The sequence below is a fragment of the Acidovorax sp. NPDC077693 genome (genome assembly GCF_044542805.1).
GTDB lineage: Bacteria > Pseudomonadota > Gammaproteobacteria > Burkholderiales > Burkholderiaceae_C > Acidovorax.
In genome coordinates this window covers 18,637-44,722 of sequence record NZ_JBITVD010000025.1, presented here as the reverse complement: position 1 = coordinate 44,722, position 26,086 = coordinate 18,637, and the positions used below count along the sequence as shown (strand labels likewise).

Sequence of the window (26,086 nt, the reverse complement as noted above, 5' to 3'; positions counted from 1 at the left end):
TGCGGATGGCGTGGCCAGACGCGGGATCTCAAACCTTCAGCGACCGCTCCAGGTCAGTCAGCCGGTAGCGGGCCAGGGCCAGGTTGCCCTTGCTGCGGTCGAGCACCAGATACAGGAACAGCCCTTCGTTGTTGGGGATCAGGCGGATCAGGTGGTATTGCTCGGCCAGCGTGATCAGGATGTCTTCGATGCCGCGGCGGATGCCCAGGGATTCCATGGTCTTGAGCTTGGCCTGCACGACCTGCGTGTTGCCGGCGGCGGCAAGGTCCAGGTTCATGCCGCTGCCGGCCTGCGCCAGGCACATGCCGCTGCGGTAGTCCACCAGCGCCACGGCCAGTGCGCCGTCGATCGTCATGGCTGCGTCCATGGAACTCTTCAGATTCGAACTCATACCGTCTGTGCCTTTTTTCTCTTCGTTGAAATACTCATTGACCGTCTTGACCTTGCCCACCTGCTCCATCAGCACGAACCACAGCGTCTGCGGGTCGCTGTTGGGCAACTGGTATTTGTGAACCCCTGCGCGCGGGTGGGTGCGCAGGAACTTGGCGATCTCCATGTCTTCCATCACGGCGTTGGGCAGCAGGAAGAACCACACCGCCCGCGCGTCCAGCAGCGGCTGCAGCGCCAGCACCGCCGGCAGCATGGTGAAGGCGCCGGGGCCCACCAGGATGGCCACGGCGTCGGGCTGGGCTGGCAGCTGGGACAGATCCGGCACGTTGGCAGGCCGGTACCAGCTGATCTCCGGAGACCCCGCCACACCGCCCAGTGGCATCTTTTCCCAGGCGCCGTGGCCGGTGGTGCCGGTCACACCGAGCTGGGCCAGCGCGTAGCCGCCAATGCGTGAAGTCAGGTCCAGGACGGCAATTTCGGGTACGGGCATCGACGGTCGGCTCGGTAATAAAGGGGGAAAGTGGCTGATCTGGACATCGGGGTTGGTGGACGGGGACCTATCCCCTCGCTCCATGTGGCAGTGCCGGATGTCGTCGGACAGACACCCACGAAGCTTCGTCAGCGGCGCGGGTGGGTGTCCGGGTGGCCCGATCCCCCAACGCCCGGCGCGGGACGCCGTGGGGACGATCGGTTTTTGATCAGGTGCTGGGTCTCAAACCAGGGTTTTCATCGAGGATTTTATGACTTGTATCCAGTTATTGCAAACAGTTGAATTTTGTTAACAATTGGAATGAACTGGCGAGACTTCCCGTCCATTCCTGGTCAACACGGCCCGGGCGCGGGCTGCCAACCCGCATGGCGCCCGGGCCCGTCCATCAAAACGCCACCTTGACCCCCACCGTCACGTTGCGCCCCATCAGCGGCGCCGCGTTCTTGATGAACGAGGTGTGCGCATACGCCAGGCGGTCGGTCAGGTTGTTCGCCTTCACATACACCTGCCACGGTGTGCCGCCGCTGAACTGGCCGCTGTAGCTCACGCCCACATTCAACATGCCGTACCCGGGCGTGGCGGTTTCGAACTCCGCCACACGACCCTGGCGGGCCACCTGCACCCATTCGACCTGGCCTTCCCAGGCGTTCCAGTTGCCGTCCAGGCGCAGGCCGGCGCGGGTCGCAGGGATGCGCGGCAGCAGGCCGCCGCCGGCCAGGCGCGCGCGCACGGTGTCACCGAACAGGGTGATGCCGAAGTGGCGGTTCAGGCGCTGGCGCACCTGGCCTTCGATGCCGGTGAAGGTGGCGTCGGCCTGGCTGTACTGCAGCAGTTGCAGGCCATCGACCTCGTCCAGCGTGCGGCCGTAGATGTAGTTGCTGATGCGGTTGCGGAACACGCTCACGCCGAAGGTGGTGTCGCCGCTGGTCTTCTTCAGGCTGACGTCGATGTTCTGCGAGATCTCGGAGCGCAGGTCGGGGTTGCCGCGCTCGTACGTGCTGGTGGCCATGTGCAGGCCCTGGGCGTACAGCTCTTCGGCCGACGGAGCCCGGCTGGCGCGGGTGAACGAGGTGCCCAACTGGTAGCCGGGCGTGAACTTCCACACCGCACCCAGCGACGCGGACGTGCCGTTGTGGCTGCGCTCGATGCCGCTGGTCTGCGCCTCGGCCGTCTGGCGGTCGTGGCGCAGGGCGGCTTCGAAGCGCCAGTCGCCCAGGCGGTATTCCTCCAGCGCGAAGAAGCCGAGCTTGCGGGTGATGGTGGGCTCCACATACGCCTCTTCGCCCTCGGCGCTGAACTTGCGCTGCGAGGTCTGCAGGCCGATCAGACCTTTGAAGCCGGCAATGGGCTCGTGCTGCAGCTCGATGCGGGTGTCGTAGGCCTTGTTCTTGAAGGTGGTGCTGATGGCGCCGTCCTCGACCTCGTCGTGCACGTAGTCGGTGACGCCGGCGCGCAGGCGCAGCGCCGAGAAGCCGGCAAAGGGGTTGCGCAGCTCACCGCGGATGTCGAAGCGTTCGCTGCGCAGGTCCACCACCGGCACATCACCGGCCTCCGCGCCGTGGTCATGGTCGTGGCCCTCCTCACCTTCGTCGGCATGGGCACCGCAGTGCAGGTGGTCGCCGTGGGTGTGGCACCCCTCAAAGCTGTGGTTGTGCCCTGGCAGGCCGTACTTGGCAGTCTGGCGGGTGTAGGCCGCGCCCAGGTAGCCCCGGTCGCCCACCCACGACAGGCCGACGCTGCCGGTGTCGGTGCGGTTGAAGCTGCCCAGCACCTTGCGGGCGGGATCGCCGTTGGGCGCCCAGCCCTTGCCCACGCGGTAGTCGCTGGCGTCGCGCGAGACGCCTTCCACGTGCACGGCCAGGTTGCCGGTACCACCCGTGAGCGAAAAGGCCCCTGCCCCTTCGCGCGCGCCGGTGTTGGCGCGCAGCTCGGCGCTGCCTTCGTAGCCCTTCTCCGGCACGGCGGTGGGGATCTTGCCGTCGAGCACGTTGACCACGCCGCCCACGGCACCGTTGCCGTAGACCAGGGCAGACGGGCCGCGCAGCACTTCGATCTGCGTGGCCAGCAAGGGCTCGGACACCACGGCGTGGTCGGGGCTGATGGTGGAGGCGTCGTGCAGCTCGGCCCCATCCGACAGCACCTTGACGCGCGGGCCGTCCATGCCGCGGATGATGGGGCGGCTCGCGCCCGCGCCGAAGTGGCTGCTGGTGATGCCGGGCTCGCTGTTGAGCGTCTCGCCCAGCGTGGCCTCGCGGCGGCGCACGAGCTCGTCGCCTTCCAAGACGGTCGCAGGCGTGGTCATCTCCGTGGCGCCCAGTTGCAGGCCGCTGGCAGACACGGTGACGGACGGCAGGCTGGGCGCGGTATTGGCCGACACCGGCGCCGATGGGGCCGCAGCAGATGAGGCCTGCGCATGCGCGATGCCGGAGCCCGACAGCGCCAGCATGGCCGCGAAGGCCACGGGACGAAGGGCTGGGCGGCTGCGATGGGCGGCAGAACGGGGGGCGAGAAGGGTGTGTGTCATGGTGGTGCTTGCTGGCAACGGGCAGGTGCGCACCGCGATGGCAGGGCCAGGCGTGCGGCGCGCGGCTGCACACCAATAGACGTGCAGCCATGAATAAAAATGGCCTCCAGCGCTTGATGGTCAAGCGCTAGCAGCTATGAAATCAGGAGTTAACTGAAGGAAGAAGCAGTGACGGCCGCGATAAACGGCGGCCCGTGGTCGCGCCTACGGCTGCACGGCGATCCCATCCGATCAAGTGCCATGCAGTGCGGTCAGGCGACAAGGCTCAGGCGCTGGATAGGACACACGCTAGGCCAAACGCCAATGAGCCCAGGAGCGTGGTGCTTCTCAAGCCGAAGGCGGGCCGCGCGCCTGGAACAGCGCGACATGCGCAGCGGCGGTGCGCAGCGCATGGTCGGCAGGCGGTGCGTGCGCAGGCACCGCGTCGGGCAGCGCCGCGGGGGCACTGTGCAGGGCATCGCCCAGCGCAAGCTGGTCGAGCAAAAGGCAATCCACGGGCGCGTGCTGCCCCAGGAACAGCGACCAGAGCCCGTGGCTGTGGGACGCAGCGGGCAGCGGCGCGGCATTTGCCGCGCCAGGCGCTGTCGCTGCCGATGCCAAGGGCAACGAAGACGCCAAGGCCGCACTGTGCGCCAGCGCCTGCTCGGCATGCACCCGGTCCAGCGTGCCGCCGTGCGCCACCTGGTGCAGCCGCCCCAGCGTCGGCACCACCACCAGGGCCAGCAGCAGCCACGCCAGCGCCAGCCGCACCAGGGCCTGGGTCTGCAGGCGGCCCGCCCACCGGCCCACACCGCCCGGCATGTGCCAAGGCGCACCCTGCCCCGCGCTGCGATGGGCAGGCGATGGCAGGTGCCGGCGTGGGCGGGATGGAAAAGTCACGACAAGATGCAGTGCAAAAACGAAAGCGAATCAGCCAGTGAGTCGAGGCGCACGGCGCGGAACGCCCGCCACCCGCGATTATTTCACCGGCACGGCCTCCACCACGCGGTAATACAGGCCGTACTGGTCATTGTGGAGCACGGTGAACTTGCCCTCGACCACCACGGGCTCCATCGAATAGCGCACGGGGGTCTTGGCCTTCACCTCGACCATGCTCTCGGGCCCCCCCGGCAGGCAGAACGAGCAGGTCAGCGGCACCGAAGTGAGCAGAAAGTGCGTCTGCGTGGCCTTGGCATCCAGCGGCATCATGAAGCCCTGGATGCGCTGCGTGGTCTTGTCCATGCCCTTTTGCGCATCGCTGAACACGGGCAGGATGCCATCCTTGGTAGTCTTCTTGGTCAGGTCGGTCAGCACCGACCAAGGAATCACATCCGTGCGCTGAGGCAGTGGCGCGATCGGGCTGTTCGGGCTGTGATACCCCGCCCCCGAGCCCGATGGCACACCCGCCACCGGCGCCCCACCAGCACCCGCTGGCAACGGTGAACTGAGCACAGGCGCTGCGGAAGGCTTGGCTTGTGCCAGCGCGGTGCCAGAGACACCGACACCCAACGCCAGCGCCAAAGGCAGAGCGATAGAGCGCCCGGGCACAAACCGAGGCAACCAACGATGGTGCATAAAAATCCCCTTCCGTAAACGCCCCGTGCGCACAGGGCCAGCTGTTCCATGACCGCAGCCACGCCGTCGAGCAACCACGTGACTCCATCCGACCTTATTTGCGGCTGCGCTCTGCAAAACCGGCGCGCCCCAATCCCAGCGCCCCCGTGGAACCGGCTCCGCCGGGCCACCGGGGGCGTCCCCCCTCAGGGGGGAAGGCGCGCAGCGCCTCAGGGGGGAGCCTGATTTTCAGGGGGGTGCCTTAATGACTGTGGCGCATCCCGCAATACTTGCCAATCCCCAGACCCTTGCATGCGGTCTGGAGTTCCTTCTGGCAGGTGTCGTGGTCCTTGCCGGATTCCAGGCACTTGGCAGCGGCCTCGTGCGCGGCGGCCATGGCCCGGTGGCGCTCGATGTCGGCCTTGGTTTCCTTGTCGGAATGCGCGCCCTGCGCATGGGCCACGGCACCGGCCAGCAGCAGCAATGGCACCAGGGCCAGGGTGGTGAACAGTTTTTTCATGAAGAACCTTTCGAAGGATGGGGAGTGAAGATTGAAGTGAAATGAAGAACAGGAAGCTCAGGGCTGGCTCAGCAGGTCCGCCACCTCGGTGCGGTAGGCCTGCATGGCTGGCAACAGCGCCGCCAGCGCCGCCACGGCACCGGCCAGCAGCGGCACGCCCGCCTCGGCCGGTAGCCACACCAGGCCGCTCACCGGCAGCAGGCCTTGAGACTGCAGCACCCAGCCCAGCGTGTGCGCCAGGGCGTGGCCCAGCAGCAAGCCCAGGGCCGACGCCATGGCAGCCAACCACAGCGCCTCCCACAACACCAGCCCGGCCACGCGGCCCGGGGGGGCGCCCAGCATGCGCAGCATGGCCAGGTCGGCCCGGCGCTCGCGCACCGCGTTCCACAGCGCAATGAACACGCTGAGCGCGGCCACGGCCAGCAGCACGCCGCCAAACGCGCGCAGCACATCGGCTCCCACACCCAGCAGGCGCAGCAGGCGCGTCACCTCGATGGCGGGCGCGGCGGCCTGCAAGGCGGTGTCGGCATTGATCTGGCGCGGCAGCGTGACGGCGGCCAGGGGCGTGCGGTAGCGCAGCAGTGCCACGGTCACTTCGCGCTCTTCCTTCAATATCTCCAGGTCCTCGGGCTCGGTGGCCGTGGCGGTCTCGTGCACCATCCAGACGGATTCGGTGCTGGTCAGCACAAGGCGGTCGAGCACGCAGCCGCAAGGCGCCAGCACGCCGCTCACGCGGTAGGGATGGTCGCCGTGGGCGTGCCCTCCCCCGCCCAGGCCGTGGCTGCCGATGAAGGTGGCGCCCACCAGCGGCGCACCGCCGTGGTCGGGCTTGACAATGCCGCGCGCCACGCTGGCGCCCAGCACGGCGTCCATGGGCTGCTGCCACAGGGCGCCTTTTGCCAGCGTGGCGCTGTAGTGCGATACATAGTCGGGGGTGGTGCCCACGATGCGGTAGCCCTGGTAGCTGTCGCCCAGGCTCAGCGGGATGACCTGCGCCACGAGCGGGTTCTTTTGCAGCGCCTGCACCTCTTGCAGCGGGATGTTGCCCGTGGGCACGTCGATGTGGAACACGCCCGCCAGGATCAGTTGCAGCGGGCTGCCCTTGGCGCCAACCACCAGGTCGATGCCGTCCAGGTCCCGCTCGAAAGCCTTGTCGAGCTGCGTGGCCACCAGCACCACCAGCGTGATGGCGGCCAGGCCCAGCGTGAGCACCAGCAGGTTGAGCACGGCGGCCAGCGGCCGGGACCACAGGTAGCGCCAGGACAGGGATGCGAGCTTTACTATGTTTTTCATAGCTGGTTGCGCCCGTCCAGAGCGCGGTAGGCCGCTGTTTCATTCAAATCCAGCTGCTGCGCGCCGGCCAGTGCCTGCACCACGCGCTGGTCGTGCGTGGCGATGACCAGGCTGGCGCCACACGCGGCGGCGCTGTGCTGCAGCAGGGCCAGTGCATCGGCGGCGGCTTCGTCGTCCAGGCTGGCGGTGGGTTCGTCGGCCAGCAGCAGCTCGGGCGCCAGCAGCACCGCCCGCGCCAGCGCCACGCGCTGCGCCTGCCCGCCCGAGATCTGGTGCGGCTTGCGCGCGGCCAGCTCGGCCACACCCAGTTGCGCCAGCGCGCGGGCTATTGCAGAGTCGTCGCGCGGCAGCCCGGCTGCAAAGTAGACCAGGCCCAGGTTGTCCGCCACGGTGAGTGCGCTGGACAGGTGCAGCTTTTGTGGCAAGAACCCGATGCTGCGCGCGCGCCAGGCATCGAGCTCCGCGCCGCGCTGCGTGCCCAGCTGCAGGCCGCCCACGAACAGGTCACCGCCGCTCGCGCCGCGCAGGCCGGCAATGAGCGACAGCCAGGTGGACTTGCCCGTGCCCGAACGGCCGCGCAGCAGCAGCGTGCCGCCCTGGTTCAGGTCCACATCCGGAAAGCGCAGCGGCGCATCGCCCGTGGGGTAGGTGTAGGCAAGGCCTCGGGTCCGGATCATGCCGCCGCGCCCCCAGCAGGGTGCGCGCAGCCCGCGCAGCGGCCCCGCACGGCAATGTCCACCGCCAGGCTCTCGTGCCCTGCGGTGGCCAGCGCCTGCAGCACCTGCTTCAACGCGGTCTGCACCTTGGCAGAGCCCTGCGACAGGCGGAACTGGCGGTGGCAGTCGTCGCATTCAAAGCGCGGCGCGGCGCCCTCCTCGCCTTGGGGTGCGAGCGCATACCGCGTCACGCGGGCGGCATCTACCTGCTTGTGCAGCAGCCCTGCCGCGGCGAAGCGGTCAAGCATGCGGTAGACGGTGACTTTGTTGACGGGGGCGCCGGCAGTGGCGAGGGCGGCCTCGACTTCGGGTTCGGAGAAGGCTGCGTCTGGGCGGGCTGCGTACAGCGCAGCCAGTGCGCGTGTGGCACGGGTCGCACGCATGCCTGCGGGCATCGCCCAGCCTGGGCGATGATGAGGGCTCGGGCGGGAGGGCTTGGGAGCGGTGGACATGGCTGCAGGCTGGCAGGTGGAGTAACGCAATTGGGTTGCATTATGCCGCCGCAGCAACCCCTCGCTAACATGTGCCATTTGAAAGGGCCCCTTTGGGATACGAATACACGTTAAAGGTGCCGCAGGAGGCCATGGCTCGCGTGTCGGACGAGGCTGCGGCAGAAATCTCCAGGCTCCTTGAAAGCCTGGGGCCTGACGCCAGCCGCCATGTCGCCATCACCCTGATTCCTGAAGGCCTGCTGTTGTGCGACCACCTGTCTGACCGGGTGGTGGCCGCTCTGGCCTTTCACAAAGCCATTCAATGGTTGCTGCGCTTCTCGCTCAACGTGGTGGTCGAGGATGCCTGAAATGACAGCGACGGCTGCAGCGCGCATCGCTGACGCATGCCGCGCCACCGTAGGCCCGGCGTGCGCGGCATGTCCAGTGCGGGGGCTGTGCGCGGCTATGCCTTCACATACCGCGCAAACGTCTTCCTGAACTTCTCCACCTTCGGCCCCACCACAAACGCGCAGTAGCCCGCATTCGGGTTCCGCGCAAAGTAGTCCTGGTGGTAGGCCTCGGCCGTGCTGTAGTTCTGCAGCGGCTTAACCTCGGTGGTGATGGGCGCGCCGAACAGCTTGTCCTGCGACATCTGGCGGATCATGGCGTTGGCTGCCTCGCCATCCTCGGGCTTGTCGAAGTAGATGCCGCTGCGGTACTGCGTGCCCACGTCGTTGCCCTGGCGGTTGAGGGTGGTCGGGTCGTGGGTGTGGAAGAAGATTTCCAGCACTTCTTCCAGGCTGATCTCGTCAGCGTCGTACGTCAGCCGCACCACCTCGGCGTGGCCGGTGTCGCCCTGGCAGATCTGCTCGTAGGTGGGGTTGATGGTCTGGCCGTTGGTGTAGCCGCTTTCCACGTCGGTGATGCCGCGCACGCGGTCGAACACGGCCTCGGTGCACCAGAAGCAGCCGCCGCCCAGGGTGATGGTTTGAAGGTTCTGTGCCATGTGGGTCTCCATGCGATGAATGGTTTCAGGGGCATGGTACGCGGCGCCCGGTAACGCAGTGCGGGCGGGGGCATTGGGCCGGCCCGCCTGTTCGTCATTCGTAGCGCCGGCCCTGCTCCATCAGCTCGGGCGTGCCGATCAGCGCGTTGAGCCCGTCGAAGTCCAGCATGCGCTCCTTGAAAGGCGCCGTGGTCTGGTGCGCGTGCAGGCTGGCGTAGTAGCCCTGCAGGGTATGGGCCACCGCCCGTGCTGTGCCACCGGGGAAGATGGCGATGCGAAAACCGCGCTCGCCCAGCTCCTGCGCGCTTTGCACCGGGGTCTTGCCGCCTTCGACCATGTTGGCCAGCAGGGGGATGCGGTGGGCGAAACGCTGGCAGGCGGCGTCCATCTGTTCGGGCGTGCGCAGGGCTTCGATGAAGAGCGCATCCACGCCGCACTCCAGGTAGCGCTCGGCCCGGTCGAACGCGGCCTCGATGCCCTCGACCGCCAGCGCGTCCGTGCGCGCCAGGATCAGGGTGCTGGCGTCGCGGCGGGCGTCGAGCGCGGCGCGCAGCTTGCCGCACATCTCGGCGGCGGGCACCACGGTTTTGCCGTCCAGGTGGCCGCAGCGTTTGGGAAAGCCCTGGTCCTCGATCTGCACCATGGCCGCGCCCGCGCGCTCGAAGCCGCGCACCGTGCGCTGCACGTTCAGCGCGTTGCCAAAGCCGGTGTCGGCATCCACGATGACGGGCTTGCGCACCCGCTCGGTGATGCGCGCCAGGGTGTCTTCCACCTCGGTGTAGGTGGTCAGGCCCACGTCGGAGCGGCCCAGCCGTGTGTAGGCGATGGAGGCGCCCGAGAGGTACAGCGCCTCGAAGCCGGCCTGCTCGGCCACCAGGGCGCTCAGCGCGTCGTAGATGCCTGGGGCCAGAAGGATGTTCGGCTGCTGCAGCCGTTCGTGCAGGGTCATGGCAGTCATGGCGGTCATGGGTTGGAACCCGTAGGGGGACGAAGCAGATGGGCGGCGGTGTAGGCCGCCAGGTAGCCGCCGGCCACGGCGCTCAGCAGGCCGTTGCCCGAGAGGTAACCCCAGACGGCATCGCCCGAGACGCCACGCGCCGCGCCGCCTGCCGCCAGCAGGTTGGGAAACGGGCGGCCCTGGGTGTCGAGCACGCGGCACTGCGCGTCGATGTCGAGCCCGCCCTGGGTATGGAACAACGCGCCGGTGACCTTGACGGCGCAAAACGGCGCCTGCAGCGCTCGCGTGCCCGGGCGGGGGTACGGGCCCTGCCCTGCCAGCGTGGCCGCCAGCGCGGTGTCGTCGCAGCCTATCAAGGCCGCCAGCGCCTGCACGCTGTCGCAGTGCTTCACCGCGCCCGCGGCTTCGGCGTCCACGAAGTCCGGAAAGCTGCGCGCCAGGGCCAGAATGGGCGCGTCGAACACGTTCCAGGCCACGCCGCCCGGCTGGGCCAGCACATGCACCGAGGCCTCGGAGTATCCCTGTGTCTCGTCATGAAAGCGACGGCCCTGCGCGTTGACCTGCATGCCGCCTTCCATCATCAGCGCCCACGAGATCAGCGCGCCCTGCGGTATGGCCCACGAGCCGTGGCCCTGGTAGCCACCCAGGTCCGCCAGGCGCGCGCCCAGTGCTCGGCCCCAGGCGATGGCGCTGCCGTCGTTGCCGGTGTGGCCGGCGAACAGGGCGTCGCGCATTTCGGGCAACAGTTCGCGCACCATGGCGGCGTTGCCGCCGAAGCCGTTGCAGGCCAGGATGACGGCTTCGCACGACAGGTGCTCCAGCGTGCCGTCCGGCCGCTCGTAGCCCACGCCCAGCAGCAGGCCGGTGTCGTCGGCCCACAGCTCGCGCACGGCGGCGTCGGTGACCAGGGGAATGTCGGCGGCCGCCACCGCGTTGGCCAGCCGGCCCATCAGGCCCACACCGGTCTTCTCGGGCACGGCGTGCATGCGGCGCACGCTGTGGCCGGGGTACAAGAATCCATCGAGCACCTGCCACTCCAGGCCATGGCGGTCCTGCAGCGCATCGAGCGCGGGGCCGATGGCGCGGGCGTAGGACTGCACCAGTTGCGGCGCTGCCCTGCCCTTGGCCTTGGCGGTGATGTCGGCGGCAAAACGTTCGGCGCTGTCCGCAATGCCCAGGTCCTTTTGCACTTGTGTGCCCGGTGCCGGGATGAAGCCTGAGGACAGCGCTGATGAGCCCGTGGGCGTGCCGTCGCGCTCCAGCACGGCGCAGTCCACACCCAGGTCGTGCAGCATCAGCGCCGCGGTCAGGCCGCAGGCGCCACCGCCCACGATGGCGACCGGCACATGGTTGTCCCGCGCGGCCGCCGGCATGCTGTCGGCGCGGCGGATGGTCGGCAGCATGCTGCTCATGGCGTGCCTGCAGCCAATGCAGCGGTGAAGTCGTTGCAGGTCAGCACCTGCGCCACGGTAGCCATGTCCGCCAGCGCGGTGTCGTGCACCTCCTGGCGGAAGGCGGCACAACCGTCGGACAGCACCAGGGTGCGGTAGTCGCGCATGTGGGCGTCGCGCACCGTGCTGGCCACGCCGCCGTTGGTGACGATCCCGCACACCGCCACGGTGTCGATGCCCGCGCGGCGCAGCACCCAGTCGAGCTGGGTGTTGAAGAAAGCCGAATACGCCACCTTGCACACCGCCACGTCGACCCAGGGCGCAATGTCGGACACCATGGCCTGGCCCGCGCTGCCCGGCGCGAAGTCGCCGCGCCGCAGGAACGGGCGCAGGGTCTTGAGGTGGGGCGAGATCATGGGTTCGCCCTGCGCATCGGGCCACAGGGTGAACTGGCTGCCCACCACCATGCCGCCCGCGGCCTTCAGCGCCTGGGCCACGGCGGCCACGCGCGGCGGCAGGGCCTGGGCGGCAGCGCTCACCGCACCGCCCCGGGCATAGGCGCCTTCGGGCGCGAGGAAGTCGTCCTGCAGGTCGATGATGACCAGGGCCGTGCGGCGCAGGTTCAACGGTGCGTTGGCGCTATGGCTCATGCTGCACGCACCAGCAGGTTGCCCAGCGTGTCCACCGTGGCATGAAAGCCCGGCTCCAGCCACACCGTGGTGTCGGGCTGCTCCAGGATGGCGGGGCCGTCGATGCGCGCGCCCACCGGCAGGTCCAGCCGTGCATGGCGCGCCGCGTCCCACCACTGGCCGGCGTGGAACACGCGCTGCACACCCAGCGAGGGGTTCAGCGTGGTCGACTGCGGTGCCAGCACCGTGAGGTCGAACTTGGGCCGCACGCCCACGCGGGCGTAGCGCAGGTTCATCACCCGCACGGCAATGCCGTCGAGCACCCGGCCGAAGGCAGCGCGGTAGGCGGCCTCGAAAGCGGCCTGGATGCCTTCGCGGCTCAGTGCCTGCGCCGCCAGTGGCACCTGCACGGTGTGCGTCTGGCCGGCATAGAGCATGTCCAGCGCAATGATTTCCTGCACCTGCACGAACTGCACGCCCGCCGAGTCCAGGCGCTGCTGGCAGGCGGCCGACAGGGCCTGCACGCGCTCGCGCAGGTCGGCCACGTCCAGCTCGGCCAGGGGTTTGTTCAGGGTCTGCACCGCATCGTGGCGCATGTCGGCCATCACGCAGCCCAGCGCCGACGTGACGCCGGGGTAGCGCGGCACGATGCCGGTGCCCACGCCCACCTCGCGCATCATGGCGCACACGTGCAAAGCGCCGCCACCGCCGAACGGCATGTAGGCGAACTGGCGCGGGTCGTGCCCGCGCTCGATGGAGACCACCCGCACGGCGCCGGCCATCTTGGCGTTGGCCACCGTCAGGATGGCTTCGGCTGCGGCCATCACGTCCAGGCCCAGGGGCTGGGCCACGTGGGTGTCGATGGCGTCGCGGGACTTGGCCGCATCCATGGCGGCCAGCAGCCCGCCGCCCAGCGGCCGGTCGGCCGCGATGCGGCCCAGCAGCACGTTGGCATCGGTCACCGTGGGGCGGGTGTTGCCGCGCCCGTAACAGGCGGGGCCGGGCACGCTGCCCGCCGACTCGGGGCCCACCTGCAGCATGCCGCTGGCGTCCACCGACGCGATGGAGCCGCCGCCCGCGCCGATGGTCTCGATCTGGATCATGGGCGAGCGCACGACCATGCCGAACTCGATGGCGGTCTGCGCGGCCAGGGCCGCCTCGCCACCCGCCACCAGCGACACGTCGAACGAGGTGCCGCCCATGTCGCCGGTGATCGCATCGGGGAACCCCGCCGCCCGCGCAATGGCCGCGCAGGCGATCACGCCCGCCGCCGGGCCCGACAGTGCGGTGCGCACCGGCACGTCGCACGCCGTCTGGCGCGACATCACGCCGCCATTGCTCTGCACGATGAGCAGCTCGCCGCCAAAGCCTTGGGTGCGCAGGTCGCCCTCCAGCCGCTCCAGGTAGCTGCCCACCACGGGTTGCAGGGCGGCGTTGAGCGTGGCGGTGGAGCAGCGTTCGAACTCGCGGATCTCGGGCAGCACCTCGCTGGCCGCGGTCACGTGCGGGTTGGGCCACAGGCTGCGCACGGCAGCCACGGCCGCCTGCTCGTTGGCCGGGTTGGCATAGGTGTTGATGAAGAACACGCAGACCGCCTCGCAGCCTGCGTCCAGCAAGGCCTTGGCCTGGGCTTTCACCTGGTCCAGATCGACCGGGGTGTGCACCGATCCATCGGCCAGCACGCGCTCGTCCACCTCCAGGCGCAGGTCGCGCGGCACGATGGGCTCGAAGCTGCCACGCAGGCCCCAGGTCTGCGGGCGATCGCGGCGGCGCATCTCCAGCACGTCGCGAAAGCCGCGCGTGGTGATGATGCCGGTGCGAGCCACCTTGCGCTCCAGCAGCGCATTGGTGCCCACGGTGGTGCCGTGCACGATGGTGGCGATGGCCGAGGCCGAATCCGCCACCCGCGCCACCCCGTTCATGAAGCCGCGTGCTTCTTCCCCCCGGGTCGAGGGCACCTTGACGATGCGAGCACTGCCGTCGGACTCGTCCAGCACAAAAAGGTCAGTGAACGTACCACCCACGTCCACACCCACCACAAAGGAAGCCTTGCCGCTCATGCTGCGCCTTTCATTGCTGCTGCGCTGTTGTCCGCCACCACATAACCCATCGCCTCGTCGCTGTGGCGCGCTGCTGCGGCCCGCGCCGAAGGGGCGCCGTAACCGCCGCCGCCGGGTGTTTCCAGCCGCACACGCTCGCCTTTTTTCAGCTGGATGCCGATCATCTTGGAGCGCATGGGCGGCGTCTTCCACTCGCCCGCGTTCTCATAACTGAAGACATTCAAGGCGCCCTGCCCGCCTCCGGCGATGCCCTGCGGTGCGGCCTTGCCGCGCTCGCCGAAGATGAAGACTTCGGCGTCCTGCTCCAGCAGCTCGATCTCGTAGATGGCGCCCAGGCCACCGCGGTGCTGGCCGTCGCCGCCCGAGCCGGGGCGCAGCGCCCACTGTGTGAAGCGCACGGGGTAGGCAGCCTCCAGGATTTCGAGCGGCGGGATGGTCGCCGTGGAGATGGGTGCATTGCCGTGGCTCATGCCGTCGCCATCGGAATGCCCGCCGTGGCCGCCGCCGAAGAAGCTGAACATCACCCAGCGCTGGCCTTTGCGCGCGGCATCGGTGCGGTGTCCGGCGATGGACAGCGCATTGATGGTGCCGTAGGCCTGGGCCATGGCGCGCTCGGGCGCGGCCAGGGCCGTGGCGCTGAAGATCACGTCGATCATGCGCAAAATGGTCTCGGTGTAGCCACCCACCGGGCGTGGTCGTGCGGCGCTGATCACCAGGCCGTCCGGCAGCACGAAGTCCACCGCATCCAGCACGCCGGCATTGGCGGGCACGTCCGGGAACAGGTGCTTCAAGGCCACGTAGCAGGCCGCGATGGCCGTGGCCCGCGAGATGTTCACCGGCCCGGCGCACTGCGGCGAGGTGCGCGAAAAATCGAGCGTGAGGCGGTCGCCTGCGACCGTCATGTCCAGGGCGATGGTCAGCGCCTCGTCCTTCACGCCGTCGTTGTCCAGCATGTCGCTGAAGCTGTAGCGCCCATCGGGCAGCGCCGCGATGTGCGAGCGCATGAGCTTGACGGCACGCGTGCGCAGCTCGCCCATGGCCTGCAGCACCACGGCATCGCCATACTGGTCCAGCAGGTCGTTCAGGCGGCGCTCGCCCAGGTCCAGCGCGGAGAGCTGTCCGTTCAGGTCGCCCCACAGGCTGTCGGGCAGGCGGGTGTTGGCTTTCAGGATGGCCAGCACGTCCTCGTCCAGCGCACCGCCGCGCACGATGCGCACGGGCGGAATCTGCACGGCCTCCTGCCAGCACTCGGTGGCGGCGGGGTTGTAGTTGCCGGGCACATTGCCGCCCACGTCGTGCCAGTGCGCGGCCGACGCGAGAAAGCAGTACAGCCGGCCGTCGCGAAAGAACGGTCGCACCAGCTTGAAGTCATTGGCGTGCGTGCCGCCCTCGTACGGGTCGTTGAACAGCCAGGTGTCGCCCTGCGCCATGCCGCCACGCTCTGCGGCGATGCGCATGGCCGCGCGCACCGCAAAGGCCATGGCGCCCACGAACACCGGCAGGCCCGACTTGCCCTGCACCAGGGTGTCGCCGCTGACCGCGTCGTACAGGCCATGGCAGGCGTCGTGCGCCTCGGCGATGATGGGGTTGAATGCGCTGCGGTACAGCGTGGCATCCATTTCGTCGGCCACCTGCTCCAGCCGCCCGCGCAGCACGGCCAGGGTGACCGGGTCCATCGATGATGTTGCTGTCGCTACCTTGTTGTCAGCCATTGACGGCCTCCTTGCCAAATCGGGCGCGCAGCTGGTTCAGCAAACCGCCGGCGCGCACCATGTCCATGAGAAACGGGGGAATCGGATCGCACGCCAGGCGCGTGCCATCCGCAGTGATCACGGCGGGGGCCTGCCAGTCGAGCGCTATCTGCTCACCCTCGGCCATCTTGTCCGCCTCGGGGCAAGTCAGCAGCAGCAACCCCAGGTTGAAGGCGTTGCGAAAGTACAGGCCGCTGAACGACGGTGCGATGACCGCCACGACACCCAGCCGCACCAGCACGGCAGCCGCCTGCTCGCGCGACGAACCGATGCCGAAGTTGGGGCCGGCCACGATCACATCGCCCTGGCGCACGCCGCCCACGAAGTCCAGGCGTACGGATTCGAGGCAGTGGCGGGCCAGCACGTCGATACCGTGCTTCATCGCGTGGCCGGGGGCCAGCACATCCGTGTCGATGTCGGCGCCCAGCTTCCAGACCCTGTGTTGTGCGGCGCTCATGCCAGCACCTCGCGCGGGTCGGCAATGTGCCCCTGCAAGGCCGAAGCGGCCACGGTGTAGGGCGAGGCCAGGTACACCTGCGCCGTGGCCGAGCCCATGCGGCCCTTGAAGTTGCGCGCCGTGCTGGAGATGACGGTGGTGCCGTCGCCCACCGTATCGCCATAGCCGGCGCAGGCGCCGCAGGTGGTGGGGAACAGCTCGGCCCCCGCGTCCTCCAGCACCTGCAGCACGCCTTCGGCGCGGGCCGCAGCCTGGTCCTGCTGGCTGGCCGGGGCCACCATCAGGCGCACGCCGCGGGCCACGCGGTGGCCGCGCAGCACGCTGGCGGCGGCGCGCAGGTCGTCGAGTTTGGCGCCGGTACACGCGCCGATGTAGGCCACGTCGATGCGCGTGCCGGCATGCTGGTCCACGGCGGCCGTGTTGGCCGGGCTGTGGGGCGCCGCCACCTGGGGCGCCAGGGTGTCGGCATTGAAATCGTGGCGGGTGAGCAGCGCGCCGGGGTCGGTCACCCAGGCGTCCAGGCCTTGCAGGTCGGCCTCGGGCACGCCGTGGACGGCCAGCCAGTCGTGCGTGGTCGCGTCGGGGGCGATCAGGCCGGCCTGCGCGCCCAGCTCGGCGCTCATGTTGGACAGGGTCATGCGCTCCTGCATCGACAGGGCCTGTACTGCAGGCCCGGCAAACTCCACAGCCTGGTACTGGCCGCCGTTCATGCCGAAGCGCCCGACCATGTGCAGCATCATGTCCTTGGCGGTGACGCCAGCGGCCAGCCGCCCGGTCCAGTGCATCTGCAGGGTGTGGGGCACGCGCAGCCAGATCTCGCCGGTGACCACCACGCCCAGCATCTCGGTGCTGCCGATGCCGAACATGTAGGCACCAAACGCCCCACCCGTGGGCGAGTGCGAGTCGCCCCCCACGCAGAACATGCCCGGGCGGATGTGGCCGTGCTGCGGCACCACCACGTGGCAGATGCCCTGGCCGTCGTAGACGTGGGGCAGCGCCTGCTCCTTGGCCCATTCGCGGGCGATGCGGACAATGCGGCGCGATTCGTCATCGCGCTCGGGCAGGTAGTGGTCCATCACCAGCACCACGCGCGACTTGTCCCAGATGCTCGCGCCCAGCTCGTCGAGCATGGGCTTGAGCCGGCGGGGGCCGGACGAGTCGTGGAACATGGCCAGGTCGACCTGGCAGTTGACGATCTCCCCGGGCGTGACGGCGGTGCGGCCGCTGGCGCGGGCCACCAGCTTTTGCGCCAGGGTACTGGGGGCGGTGGTCATTCGGGCTTGGCTCCGGCAAAACGCACGACCTTGGCCCAGCGCGGGATCTCGGCCTGCACGAAGCGCGCGAATTCCTCAGGGCTGTTGCCCACGGGCACGGCGCCTTCGGTCTCCAGGCGTTTTTTGACATCGGGCGTGGCAATCGCCTGGCGGGCCGCGTCGCTCAACTTCTTGGCCAGCTCGGGGTTCATGTTGCCGGGGCCGAACAGGCCGAACCAGGCGCTCGACTCGTAGCCGGGCAGCACCTCGGCGATGGCCGGCACGTCCGGAAAGGCCGGCAGCCGCTTGGCGCTGGTCACGCCCAGCGCCTTGAGCTTGCCTGCGCGGATCTGCGACTGGGCGTTGCCCACGGCGGCGAACATCAGCTCCACCTGCCCGGCCAGTACGTCCTGCAGCGCGGGCGCGGTGCCGCGGTACGGGATGTTGACGATGTACGCGCCCGACTGCATCTTGAAAGCGTCGCCCGCCAGGTGCAGCGACGAGCCCACGGCGCCGATGGCGAAGTTGAGCTGGCCCGGCCTGGCCTTGGCCAGTGCGATCAGCTCGCGCACATCCTTGGCCGGCACCGCGGGGTTGGCCACCAGGATGGACGGCGAGGTCGCCACGCAGGTCAGCGGCGTGAAGTCCTTGATGGGGTCGAACGGCAGCGACGGGTACAAGCTGGCATTGATGGCGTGGCTCGTGAAGCTCATCAGCAGCGTGTTGCCGTCCGGCACGGCCTTGGCCACCGCGTCGGCCGCGATGTTGCCACCCGCGCCCGGGCGGTTTTCCACCACCACGGTGCGGCCGAGCTGGCGACCCATCTCGGTGGCCAGGTTGCGCGCCAGCGTGTCGGTGGAGCCGCCGGCAGGCGCGCCCACCAGGATGCGGATGGGGGCGTTCTGCGCCAGGGCCTGCCCGAGCGGAAGCACGGCGGGCAACGCCAGCAGCAGTTTTCGGCGTGGAATGGTCATGTGGTTGTCTCCTTCTCAAAGGCCCAGATAGGCCCGGCGCAGTTCGTCGCTGCGCAGCAGTTCGTCGGGCGCGCCGGAAAAGCGGATGCTCCCGTTTTCCATCACGTATGCACGGTCGGCGATCTCCAGCGACTGCCCCACGTTCTGTTCGACCAGCAGCACCGCCAGGCCCGTGGAGCGCAACTGGCGGATCAGGCCGAACATCTCTTCGACCAGCAGGGGCGACAGGCCCAGCGAGGGCTCGTCCAGGATCAACAGGCGCGGCTCGGCCATCAGGCCGCGGCCGATGGCCAGCATCTGCTGCTCGCCCCCGCTCATGGTGCCGGCCAGCTGTGCGGTGCGCTCCTTCAGCCGCGGGAAGGTGGCGAACACCTTGTCGATGTTCTCGGCGCGGCGCTCCCGGGCGCGCGAGAAGCTGCCGAGCGACAGGTTTTCCAGCACGCTCAGGTTCGGGAAGATCTTGCGCCCTTCGGGCACCTGGATCAGCCCGGCCTTGACGACCTCGGTGTAGTGCGCACCGCTCAGGTCGGCGCCGCCAAAGGCCACGCGCCCGGCCCAGGTCGGGTAGATGCCGCAGACCACGTTGTTGAGCGTGGACTTGCCCGCGCCGTTGCTGCCCAGCAGGGCCACGGTTTCGCCCGGGTTCACCTGCAGGTCCACCCCGCGCAGCACTTCCACACGGCCATAACCGCCGCGCAGGCCCGCAATATCCAGCAGTGGGCCCGTGCTCATGCGGCCTCCTTCGAGGAGGAGGAGGCAGCGGCGGCGCGCAGGCGGGCTGCGGTGCCGTGGCCCAGGTAGGCTTCGATCACGCGCTCGTCGGACGTGACCTTGCCGGGGTTGCCCTCGGCGATCAACTGGCCCTGCGCCAGCACCCACACGTGCTCGGCCAGGTTCATCACGGCCTGCATGACGTGCTCGATCATCAGCACCGTCACGCCGCCCTGCGCGATACCGCGCACCACGGGAATCATCTCGGCAATCTCCTGGGGGTTGAGGCCGGCCAGCACTTCGTCCAGCAGCAAGAGGCGCGGCCGGGTGGCCAGCGCGCGCGCCAGCTCCAACCGCTTGCGCCCGGCCACGGTCAGGTCGGATGCGGGTTTGTCCAGCTGCGCCGTCAAGCCCACGCGCGCCGCCACGTCGGTGGCCAGCGCCAGCGCTGCCGCGCGGCGCGGCTCGTGCAGATGGGCGCCCACGGCGATGTTCTCGCGCACGGTCTGGGCGGCAAAGGGCTGCACGATCTGGAAGGTGCGCGCCATGCCCAGCCGGGCATTGAGGTGCGGCGCCTGGCCGGTGATGTCGCGCCCGGCGAACTGCACCTTGCCCGCGTCAGGCTTCACGAAGCCGGTCATCAGCGCGAACAACGTGGTCTTGCCGGCGCCATTGGGGCCGATCAGCGCGGTGAGCGAGCCTTCGGGTACGGTGAGGCTCACGTTCTGCACGGCCTTCAGGCCGCCGAAGGACTTGCCCAGCCCCGTCAGAGTCAGCAGGTCATTGGCCATGGCGGCCTCCCGAACGTTTCCACAGATGCACCACCGACTGTCCCAGTCCCGCGATGCCGCGCGGCAGGAACATGACGATGACCACCAGCACCACCCCGTAGATCACCATGTTGATGCCGGGCAGCTGGCCGAACAGGTTGCGCGTGAGGTCGGCCAGCACGTGCAGCACCAAGGCGCCCAGCACTGGCCCCCAGATGGTGCCGATGCCGCCCACGATGGCCGCCACCAGGGCTTCCACCGAGGTCACCGAGCCGTAGGCGATGCCCGGGTCGATGTACTGGAACACCTGCACATAGAACGCCCCTGCCGCGCCCATGAAGCCGCCCGACAGCGCGATGGCGCCCATCTTCACGGTGAACGGATTGACGCCGATGGCGCGGGCCGCGTCTTCGTTGTCGCGCACGGCCTGCAGCCAGGCACCGAAGCGAGAGTTCTTGAGCCACCAGCTGGCCAGCAGCGCCAGCGTGACCAGCGCCAGGATCAGGAAGACATAGCCCTTGCGCGAGCCGAACTGCATGTTGGCCACCGATTCCTTGAGCGGCAGCATCAGGCCCACGCCCGCGCCGGTGAACGGCACCGACAGCGCCAGGATGCGGAACACCTCGGCAAAAGCCAGGGTGACCAGCGCGAAGTACGAGCCCTTGAGCCCGTAGCGGAACGACAGCCCGCCCACGAACAGCCCCACCAGCGCGCTGCCGCCCACGGCCATGGGCAGCGCCACCCAGGCGTTGATGCCGCCCTGCATCTGCGCAATGGCCTGGATGTATGCGCCCGTGCCGAAGAACAGCGCATGGCCGAACGAGAACTGCCCGCCGAAGCCGCCCAGAATGTTCCAGGCCTGCGCCAGCAAGGCGGCATACAGGGCCATCATGATGAAGTTCAGCAGCACGCCGGAGTCGGACGCGAAGGTAATGGCCGACACGGCCAGCGCGAAGAGAGCGATGGATGCGAGCTGCTTCATTGACGGGCTCCAAACAGGCCCTGCGGGCGAAACAGCAGCACGGCGATGAAGATGGCGAAGATGCCGATCTGCCCCAGCGATTCGCCCAGGTACAGGCCGCCCAGCGACTCCACCACGCCGATCAGCAGCCCGCCCACCAGCGCACCGGTGAAGCTGCCCATGCCGCCGAGCACCACGATGGTGAAGGCCACCAGCACGAAGCCGCTGCCCACCTGCGGGTTGACGTAGTAGGCCGGCAGCAGAAAGCACGCGGCCGCGCCCAGGCAGGCCAGGCCGATCCCGAAGCTCATGGCGTAGACATGGTCCACATGGATGCCCATGAGCTTGGCGCCGTGCTTCTCGCGCGCCACCGCGCGGATGGCCCGGCCCAGGTCGGTGCGCCCCACGATCCACAGCAGCAGGCCCGATACGACCAGCGCGCCAGCAAAGGACACGAGCTTGGGCAGCGCGATCATCGCCGGGCCGATGGCCACGGTGGTGAGGGTGTAGCTGGTCTCGATGGTGCGCGTGTCCGACTTGAAGAACAGCAGCGCCAGGTTCTCCATGACGATGGAGATGCCCAGCGTGACGAGCAGGATGTTCTCGTCCTTGCCGTGGCTGGCGCGGTTGATGACCACGCGCTGCAGCACGTAGCCCAGGGCGAACATGCCCGGCACCACGATGGGCAGCGCCAGGTAGGGGTCGATCCCCCAGTGCTGCTTGAGCAGGTAGACGGCGTACAGCGCCAACATCAGCGACGCGCCGTGCGCGAAGTTGATGATGTGCAGCACGCCGTAGATCAAGGTCAGGCCCAGGGCGATCAGCGCGTAGACAGCGCCGGTCGTCAGGCCGTTCAGGACCGAGGGGAAGAGGATGCTGAGATCGAACATGGGTGTGGTGTGTCCGGCTGTTCAGGCAAAGGCGCGGCCTGGCACCAGGTGCTCTGGCGCCGCGCTGGCCGTTGCAGGCATGGCCGGAGGTGGGGTTCTCAGGCCTTCAGGGGGAAGAGTGGGTCCGCTTCGCGGTAGTCGCGCGGGATGATGACCTTGATGTCCTTGTTCAGCACCTGGGTCATGAGTGGCTGGGCTCCCTGGTTCTGTCCGGCGACGAACTTGGTGGGGCCGTACGGCATGATGTGGTCGGCAAACGTGCTCTTTTCCAGCGCGTCGATCAGGGCGGCGCGGTCCATCGACTTGGCGCGCTCCAGGGCATCGGCCAGCAGCCACATGGACGTGTAGGTCATGAACAGCTCGTAGCTGAAGAACAGGCCCTTGGCCTCCACCCGCTTCTTGAGGTCCTGCGCGCGCTTGTCCTTGGGGTTGAACCAGTGGTTGCAGTCGATGATGCCGTTGGCTGCGTCCGGAAACTCCTTGACGAACTTGTAGCTCGACGCGGCGCCGCCCAGCACCGAGTAGATGGCCTTGGGCGTGACCTTTTGCTGCTGCATGGTGCGCACCAGCAGCGCGTACTCGTTGTAGTAGTTGGCGGGGATCACGATGTCGGGGTTGACCGCCTTCATGCGCAGCACGATGTTGTTGAAGTCGCGCGTGGGGTTGGCGTGCTTGACGACTTCCTTGACCTCGTAGCCGTAGCCCGGCAGCTCGCGCGACAGCAATTGGGCCGTACCGGAGCCGAACAGCGATTCCTCGTGGATGATCATCACCGTCTTGGCTGGCTTGCCGGCGGCGGTGTTGAGCACGTGCAGGTTGGCCATGGCCGTCTCGGTGCACTTCTTGTAGCCGGGACCGAAGCGGAAGGTGTTCTTGAGGCCCCGCTCCACGATCTGGTCGGCCACGCCCACGTCCACGATGTGCGGCAGGTTGTACTTGGCGGCGGCCTGCGTGGTGGCCAGGCAGATGGCCGACGCGAAGGCGCCGACCACGGCGGACACGCCCGCCTCGTTCATCTTCTCGACCTCGGCCGCGCCGGCCTGGGGCTGCGACTGCGCGTCGCCCAGCAGGGCCTCGAGCTTGGCGCCGCCCAGAGACTTGATGCCACCGGCCTTGTTGATGTCCTCGATGGCCATCATCGCGCCCTCGCGGCACTGCTGGCCCGAGTACGCCAGCGCGCCCGTCACCGGGTGCAGCACACCCACCTTGATGGCCTTGGCCTGGGCCCCGCCCACCAGGGGGAAGGCCAGGGCCGATGCGGCGGCAGCCGACTGGGATAGGAAATGGCGGCGGTTACTCATGGGCGTTCTCCTTGGGGGGTGGGTCGGGGGGCGGTCGTTGTGATCAGTGGAACTGGGCGGACAGCTCTTTGCTGACCCAGACCTTGGCGTCGATGCTGCCGACGCGCGACAGCTGCATCTCGTATTCGTAGCGGTCCGGCCGGTACAGGCCGTGCAGCCATTGCACCGGCCGTTCCTGGTCGTCCAGGATCAGGCGGCGCACCGCCAGCAGGGCCGAGCCCACGGCCACATCCAGGTGGCGGGCGACGACGGCATCGGCCAGCTTGGCGGAAATCGTCTGGTGGGCGCGGCCCACCTTCACGCCGGATTCCTCCAGCAGCACCAGGATGGGCTTGCGGGCCAGTTCGCGCCGGCCGAACTGGCGGGCGATGTCGGCAGGCACATAGGTGGTGATGTGCGACAGCGGGCCCTCACGCGTGCTGCGCACCCGCACTGCCTTCTGCACCGAATCGCCCACGGCGATCTGCAGCGCACCGGCCACGGCGCGAGAGGCCGTCACCGTCTCCACATCGAGCACCTTGACCGAGGTGCGCAAGCCCATGCTGACCAGGTTTTCGAGCAGGCCCGTCAGTTGCGCGCGGTTGCTGTGGGGGGAGCCGTCCACGCTGCCCTGCCCTGCGTCGGGCTGCGGCACAGGCCGGGTGCCGCGGCCGGGCTGGCGCGAGATCAGGCCTTCGCCCTGCAGCAGCTCCAGCGCGCGGCGCACGGTGACGCGGGCCACGGAGAACTGCTCCATCAGCGCCAGCTCGCCCGGCAGGCCCGCGGCGAAGTGGCCTTCCTGCAATTGCTCGCGCAGCACCAAGTAGATCTGGTGGTACTTGGGCAGTGGCAGCTTGGGCGACATGGGGTTCATCGTCAAGCATCGGTAATGTCCTGTCAATAAGACATTTAGGGTCGTTTGGTCCTGTTTTAAGGACATTTGCGCCAGAGAGCCACAGCCCGCAAGGCGCTCCCTTTTTTGGAGCGCGCTTTTGCACAAAGACGGGGCCTGCAGCAGCACGGCGCACCACCACGGGGCGTCGATGAACGCCCCTGCCAGGGCGCCTTCGCGGCCCAAAATCCGCACGCTCGGGGTTTACCCGCAGGTGCCGCCTGCGTGTCGGTTTTGCGGTCTGCCGGGCACCAACGAATTGACGCCAGCACACACCCTTGCTACATTACTAACCAGTCAGTCATTAACTACGCACCCCCTTTGACCTCAGCCTCCCCACCCCCTTCTGCCGGAACCAAACGCGAGCGCCGCAAGGAAGCCCGCCCCGGCGAATTGCTGGAGGCAGCGCTGGACCTTTTTGTCGAAAAAGGCTTTGCGGCCACGCGTGTGGACGAGGTCGCCGCGCGGGCCGGAGTGTCCAAGGGCACGCTGTTCCTGTACTTCCCCAGCAAAGAAGAACTCTTCAAGGCTGTGGTGCGCCAGAACATCGCGGGCCGCTTCGAAGAGTGGACGCAGGAGCTCGAAACCTTCGAGGGCAGCACCACCGAGCTGCTGCGCTACTGCTACCAGGTCTGGTGGGAGCGCATCGGCTCCACCAAGGCGTCGGGCATCACCAAGCTGATGTTCAGCGAGGCGCAGAACTTCCCGGAAATCATGCAGTTCTACCGGCAGGAGGTGATCCTGCCCGGCCAGGGGCTGGTGCGCCGCATCATCGAGCGCGGCATCGAGCGCGGCGAGTTCCGTCCCGTGTCGCTCGATTACATCGTGCACGTGGTGCTGGCACCGATGATCTTCCTCATGATGTGGAAGCACTCGGTGTCGGTGTGCATTCCCGAAGGCATGGACCTGGACCCCGAGAAATTCATCGAGGCGCAGATCGACAACGTGCTCCATGGGCTGCTGGTGCGGGCCGATGGCCCCGCCACTGCCGCCCCCTCCCCTTCCTCACGCGGCACCTGACCATGAAACGCTGGATTCCCTGGATGGCAGCAGCCGTCGTCGTCGTGTTGGTCGGCGGGGGCGCCTGGCGCGGCATGGCGGCCCGCCAGGCCCAGCAAAAAGCGCTGGCCGAAGCGTCGGCCCAGAAGGCGCAGGCACCGCTGCAGTTGGCGGCCGACGAGATCATCCTGGTGCGGCGCCAGAACCTGACGCTCGGGGTGCCGGTGTCCGGCTCGCTGCGTGCGGTCGAATCGGCCATGGTCAAGGCGCGCGTGGGCGGCGAGCTGCAAGGCCTGACGCTGCGCGAGGGCGACAGCGTCAAGGCCGGGCAGGAAGTGGCCCGCATCGACCCCACCGAGGCCCGGGCCCGCCTGCGCCAGGCGCAGCAGCAGGCCGACGCGGCCAAGTCGCAGGTGGACATCAACCAGCGCCAGTACACCAACAACCGCGCGCTGGTGGACCAGGGCTTCATCTCGCCCACCGCGCTGGTCACATCGCAGGCCAGCCTCGAATCCGCGCAGTCGAGCTACCAGGCCGCCGTGTCGGCCGCCGACGTGGCGCGCAAGTCGCTGGACGACACCGTGCTCAACAGTCCCATCACCGGCCTGGTGGCCCAGCGCCTGGCCCAGCCGGGCGAGCGCGTGGCCGTGGACGCCCGCATCATCGAAGTGGTGGACCTGTCGCGGCTGGAACTGGAAGCACTGCTCACCCCGGCCGATTCGCTGGCCGTGCGCGTGGGCCAGAAGGCGCTGCTGACCGTCGACGGCACAGCGACCCCGGTGCCTGCCACCGTGGCGCGCATCAACCCCAGCGCGCAGGCCGGCAGCCGCACCGTGCCGGTCTACCTGCGGGTGGACCAGGCCAAGGGCGACACGCCGCTGCGCCAGGGCCTGTTCGTGCAGGGCACGCTCGACACCGGCCGTGCCGAGGTGCTGACCGTGCCGCTGGACGCCGTGCGCACCGACAAGCCCGCGCCCTACCTGCAGACGGTCAAGGACGGCCGCATCGCGTACGCCGAGGTCAAGACCGGCGCGCGCTCGGTGGTCAACGGCCAGACCTGGGTCGCCGTCCAGGGCGTGGCAGAAGGCACGCCGGTGATCGACGGGCGCATCGGGCAACTGCGTGAAGGCACGGCGGTGACCACTGCCGCAGCGGCCCCGGCGGGCGCGTCAGCATCGGCGCCCCGCGCTGCTCCCTGACCGGCCCG

At 68.7% G+C, this 26,086-nt stretch carries 26 protein-coding genes; 3 read left to right on the top strand and 23 right to left on the bottom strand.

Going from position 1 to position 26,086, the window contains the following annotated elements:
* Positions 1 to 28: 28 nt before the first annotated feature.
* The 8 genes from ACIGHN_RS26235 to ACIGHN_RS26200 form a co-directional block, all read right to left on the bottom strand.
* Complete coding sequence (locus ACIGHN_RS26235; RefSeq protein ID WP_056412345.1) at positions 29 to 391, bottom strand: hypothetical protein; 363 nt, start codon at positions 389 to 391, stop codon at positions 29 to 31.
* Positions 392 to 1,265: 874 nt separating this feature from the next.
* The gene (locus ACIGHN_RS26230) at positions 1,266 to 3,404 is read right to left on the bottom strand and encodes a TonB-dependent receptor domain-containing protein (RefSeq protein WP_396507125.1); all 2,139 of its coding nucleotides are present in this window, start codon (positions 3,402 to 3,404) and stop codon (positions 1,266 to 1,268) included.
* Between the two features lie 327 nt (positions 3,405 to 3,731).
* Positions 3,732 to 4,283, bottom strand: a complete 552-nt coding sequence (locus tag ACIGHN_RS26225) for a hypothetical protein (RefSeq protein WP_396507123.1) — start codon at positions 4,281 to 4,283, stop codon at positions 3,732 to 3,734.
* Positions 4,284 to 4,361: 78 nt separating this feature from the next.
* Positions 4,362 to 4,958, bottom strand: coding sequence for a DUF3299 domain-containing protein (locus ACIGHN_RS26220; RefSeq protein ID WP_396507122.1), 597 nt, complete (start codon positions 4,956 to 4,958; stop codon positions 4,362 to 4,364).
* Positions 4,959 to 5,199: 241 nt separating this feature from the next.
* Entirely contained in the window at positions 5,200 to 5,457 is a 258-nt protein-coding gene (locus ACIGHN_RS26215; protein WP_396507121.1) for a hypothetical protein, read from the bottom strand.
* A gap of 57 nt (positions 5,458 to 5,514) precedes the next feature.
* Complete coding sequence (locus ACIGHN_RS26210) at positions 5,515 to 6,750, bottom strand: FtsX-like permease family protein (protein ID WP_396507119.1); 1,236 nt, start codon at positions 6,748 to 6,750, stop codon at positions 5,515 to 5,517.
* Positions 6,747 to 7,427, bottom strand: coding sequence for an ATP-binding cassette domain-containing protein (locus ACIGHN_RS26205; protein ID WP_396507117.1), 681 nt, complete (start codon positions 7,425 to 7,427; stop codon positions 6,747 to 6,749). Before ACIGHN_RS26205 ends, ACIGHN_RS26210 begins: the two co-directional genes overlap by 4 nt.
* The gene (locus ACIGHN_RS26200; protein ID WP_396507115.1) at positions 7,424 to 7,849 is read right to left on the bottom strand and encodes a Fur family transcriptional regulator; all 426 of its coding nucleotides are present in this window, start codon (positions 7,847 to 7,849) and stop codon (positions 7,424 to 7,426) included. The genes ACIGHN_RS26205 and ACIGHN_RS26200 overlap by 4 nt, the downstream gene beginning before the upstream one ends.
* 161 nt (positions 7,850 to 8,010) lie before the next feature.
* Here ACIGHN_RS26200 and ACIGHN_RS26195 point away from each other — a divergent pair, with 161 nt between their 5' ends.
* A complete protein-coding gene (locus tag ACIGHN_RS26195) occupies positions 8,011 to 8,265 on the top strand; it encodes a hypothetical protein (RefSeq protein ID WP_156370940.1) in 255 nt (84 codons plus the stop codon).
* Between the two features lie 95 nt (positions 8,266 to 8,360).
* On the opposite strand, the gene msrA is transcribed toward ACIGHN_RS26195, so the two are convergent.
* The 15 genes from msrA to ACIGHN_RS26120 form a co-directional block, all read right to left on the bottom strand.
* Positions 8,361 to 8,903, bottom strand: coding sequence for a peptide-methionine (S)-S-oxide reductase MsrA (msrA, locus tag ACIGHN_RS26190; RefSeq protein ID WP_156370938.1), 543 nt, complete (start codon positions 8,901 to 8,903; stop codon positions 8,361 to 8,363).
* A 94-nt stretch (positions 8,904 to 8,997) separates the two neighbouring features.
* Positions 8,998 to 9,861, bottom strand: coding sequence for an oxaloacetate decarboxylase (locus ACIGHN_RS26185; protein ID WP_396507179.1), 864 nt, complete (start codon positions 9,859 to 9,861; stop codon positions 8,998 to 9,000).
* A 5-nt stretch (positions 9,862 to 9,866) separates the two neighbouring features.
* The gene (locus ACIGHN_RS26180) at positions 9,867 to 11,273 is read right to left on the bottom strand and encodes an FAD-dependent oxidoreductase (RefSeq protein WP_396507113.1); all 1,407 of its coding nucleotides are present in this window, start codon (positions 11,271 to 11,273) and stop codon (positions 9,867 to 9,869) included.
* A complete protein-coding gene (locus ACIGHN_RS26175) occupies positions 11,270 to 11,902 on the bottom strand; it encodes a cysteine hydrolase family protein (protein WP_396507111.1) in 633 nt (210 codons plus the stop codon). The genes ACIGHN_RS26180 and ACIGHN_RS26175 overlap by 4 nt, the downstream gene beginning before the upstream one ends.
* A complete protein-coding gene (locus tag ACIGHN_RS26170; protein WP_396507109.1) occupies positions 11,899 to 13,941 on the bottom strand; it encodes a hydantoinase/oxoprolinase family protein in 2,043 nt (680 codons plus the stop codon). The genes ACIGHN_RS26175 and ACIGHN_RS26170 overlap by 4 nt, the downstream gene beginning before the upstream one ends.
* Positions 13,938 to 15,653: a hydantoinase B/oxoprolinase family protein gene (locus ACIGHN_RS26165; RefSeq protein WP_396507107.1), complete on the bottom strand. Its 1,716-nt coding sequence runs from the start codon at positions 15,651 to 15,653 to the stop codon at positions 13,938 to 13,940. Before ACIGHN_RS26165 ends, ACIGHN_RS26170 begins: the two co-directional genes overlap by 4 nt.
* Entirely contained in the window at positions 15,646 to 16,149 is a 504-nt protein-coding gene (locus ACIGHN_RS26160) for a 3-isopropylmalate dehydratase (protein WP_396507105.1), read from the bottom strand. Before ACIGHN_RS26160 ends, ACIGHN_RS26165 begins: the two co-directional genes overlap by 8 nt.
* Positions 16,146 to 17,423: a 3-isopropylmalate dehydratase large subunit gene (locus ACIGHN_RS26155; protein ID WP_396507103.1), complete on the bottom strand. Its 1,278-nt coding sequence runs from the start codon at positions 17,421 to 17,423 to the stop codon at positions 16,146 to 16,148. The genes ACIGHN_RS26160 and ACIGHN_RS26155 overlap by 4 nt, the downstream gene beginning before the upstream one ends.
* Complete coding sequence (locus ACIGHN_RS26150; RefSeq protein ID WP_396507101.1) at positions 17,420 to 18,376, bottom strand: tripartite tricarboxylate transporter substrate binding protein; 957 nt, start codon at positions 18,374 to 18,376, stop codon at positions 17,420 to 17,422. Before ACIGHN_RS26150 ends, ACIGHN_RS26155 begins: the two co-directional genes overlap by 4 nt.
* Before the next feature lie 15 nt (positions 18,377 to 18,391).
* A complete protein-coding gene (locus ACIGHN_RS26145; RefSeq protein WP_396507099.1) occupies positions 18,392 to 19,108 on the bottom strand; it encodes an ABC transporter ATP-binding protein in 717 nt (238 codons plus the stop codon).
* Positions 19,105 to 19,878 carry an ABC transporter ATP-binding protein gene (locus tag ACIGHN_RS26140; RefSeq protein WP_396507098.1) on the bottom strand — a complete coding sequence of 258 codons (774 nt, stop codon included), beginning with the start codon at positions 19,876 to 19,878 and terminating at the stop codon, positions 19,105 to 19,107. The genes ACIGHN_RS26145 and ACIGHN_RS26140 overlap by 4 nt, the downstream gene beginning before the upstream one ends.
* On the bottom strand, positions 19,868 to 20,839 hold the full coding sequence (locus tag ACIGHN_RS26135) for a branched-chain amino acid ABC transporter permease (protein WP_056166357.1): 972 nt from the start codon (positions 20,837 to 20,839) through the stop codon (positions 19,868 to 19,870). The genes ACIGHN_RS26140 and ACIGHN_RS26135 overlap by 11 nt, the downstream gene beginning before the upstream one ends.
* Positions 20,836 to 21,708, bottom strand: a complete 873-nt coding sequence (locus ACIGHN_RS26130; RefSeq protein ID WP_396507095.1) for a branched-chain amino acid ABC transporter permease — start codon at positions 21,706 to 21,708, stop codon at positions 20,836 to 20,838. The genes ACIGHN_RS26135 and ACIGHN_RS26130 overlap by 4 nt, the downstream gene beginning before the upstream one ends.
* Before the next feature lie 98 nt (positions 21,709 to 21,806).
* On the bottom strand, positions 21,807 to 23,009 hold the full coding sequence (locus ACIGHN_RS26125) for an ABC transporter substrate-binding protein (protein WP_056166363.1): 1,203 nt from the start codon (positions 23,007 to 23,009) through the stop codon (positions 21,807 to 21,809).
* A 43-nt stretch (positions 23,010 to 23,052) separates the two neighbouring features.
* A complete protein-coding gene (locus ACIGHN_RS26120; protein WP_396507177.1) occupies positions 23,053 to 23,853 on the bottom strand; it encodes a GntR family transcriptional regulator in 801 nt (266 codons plus the stop codon).
* 348 nt (positions 23,854 to 24,201) lie between these two features.
* Here ACIGHN_RS26120 and ACIGHN_RS26115 point away from each other — a divergent pair, with 348 nt between their 5' ends.
* Positions 24,202 to 24,900 carry a TetR family transcriptional regulator gene (locus tag ACIGHN_RS26115; protein WP_396507093.1) on the top strand — a complete coding sequence of 233 codons (699 nt, stop codon included), beginning with the start codon at positions 24,202 to 24,204 and terminating at the stop codon, positions 24,898 to 24,900.
* Between the two features lie 2 nt (positions 24,901 to 24,902).
* Complete coding sequence (locus ACIGHN_RS26110; RefSeq protein WP_396507091.1) at positions 24,903 to 26,078, top strand: efflux RND transporter periplasmic adaptor subunit; 1,176 nt, start codon at positions 24,903 to 24,905, stop codon at positions 26,076 to 26,078.
* Positions 26,079 to 26,086: the final 8 nt, after the last annotated feature.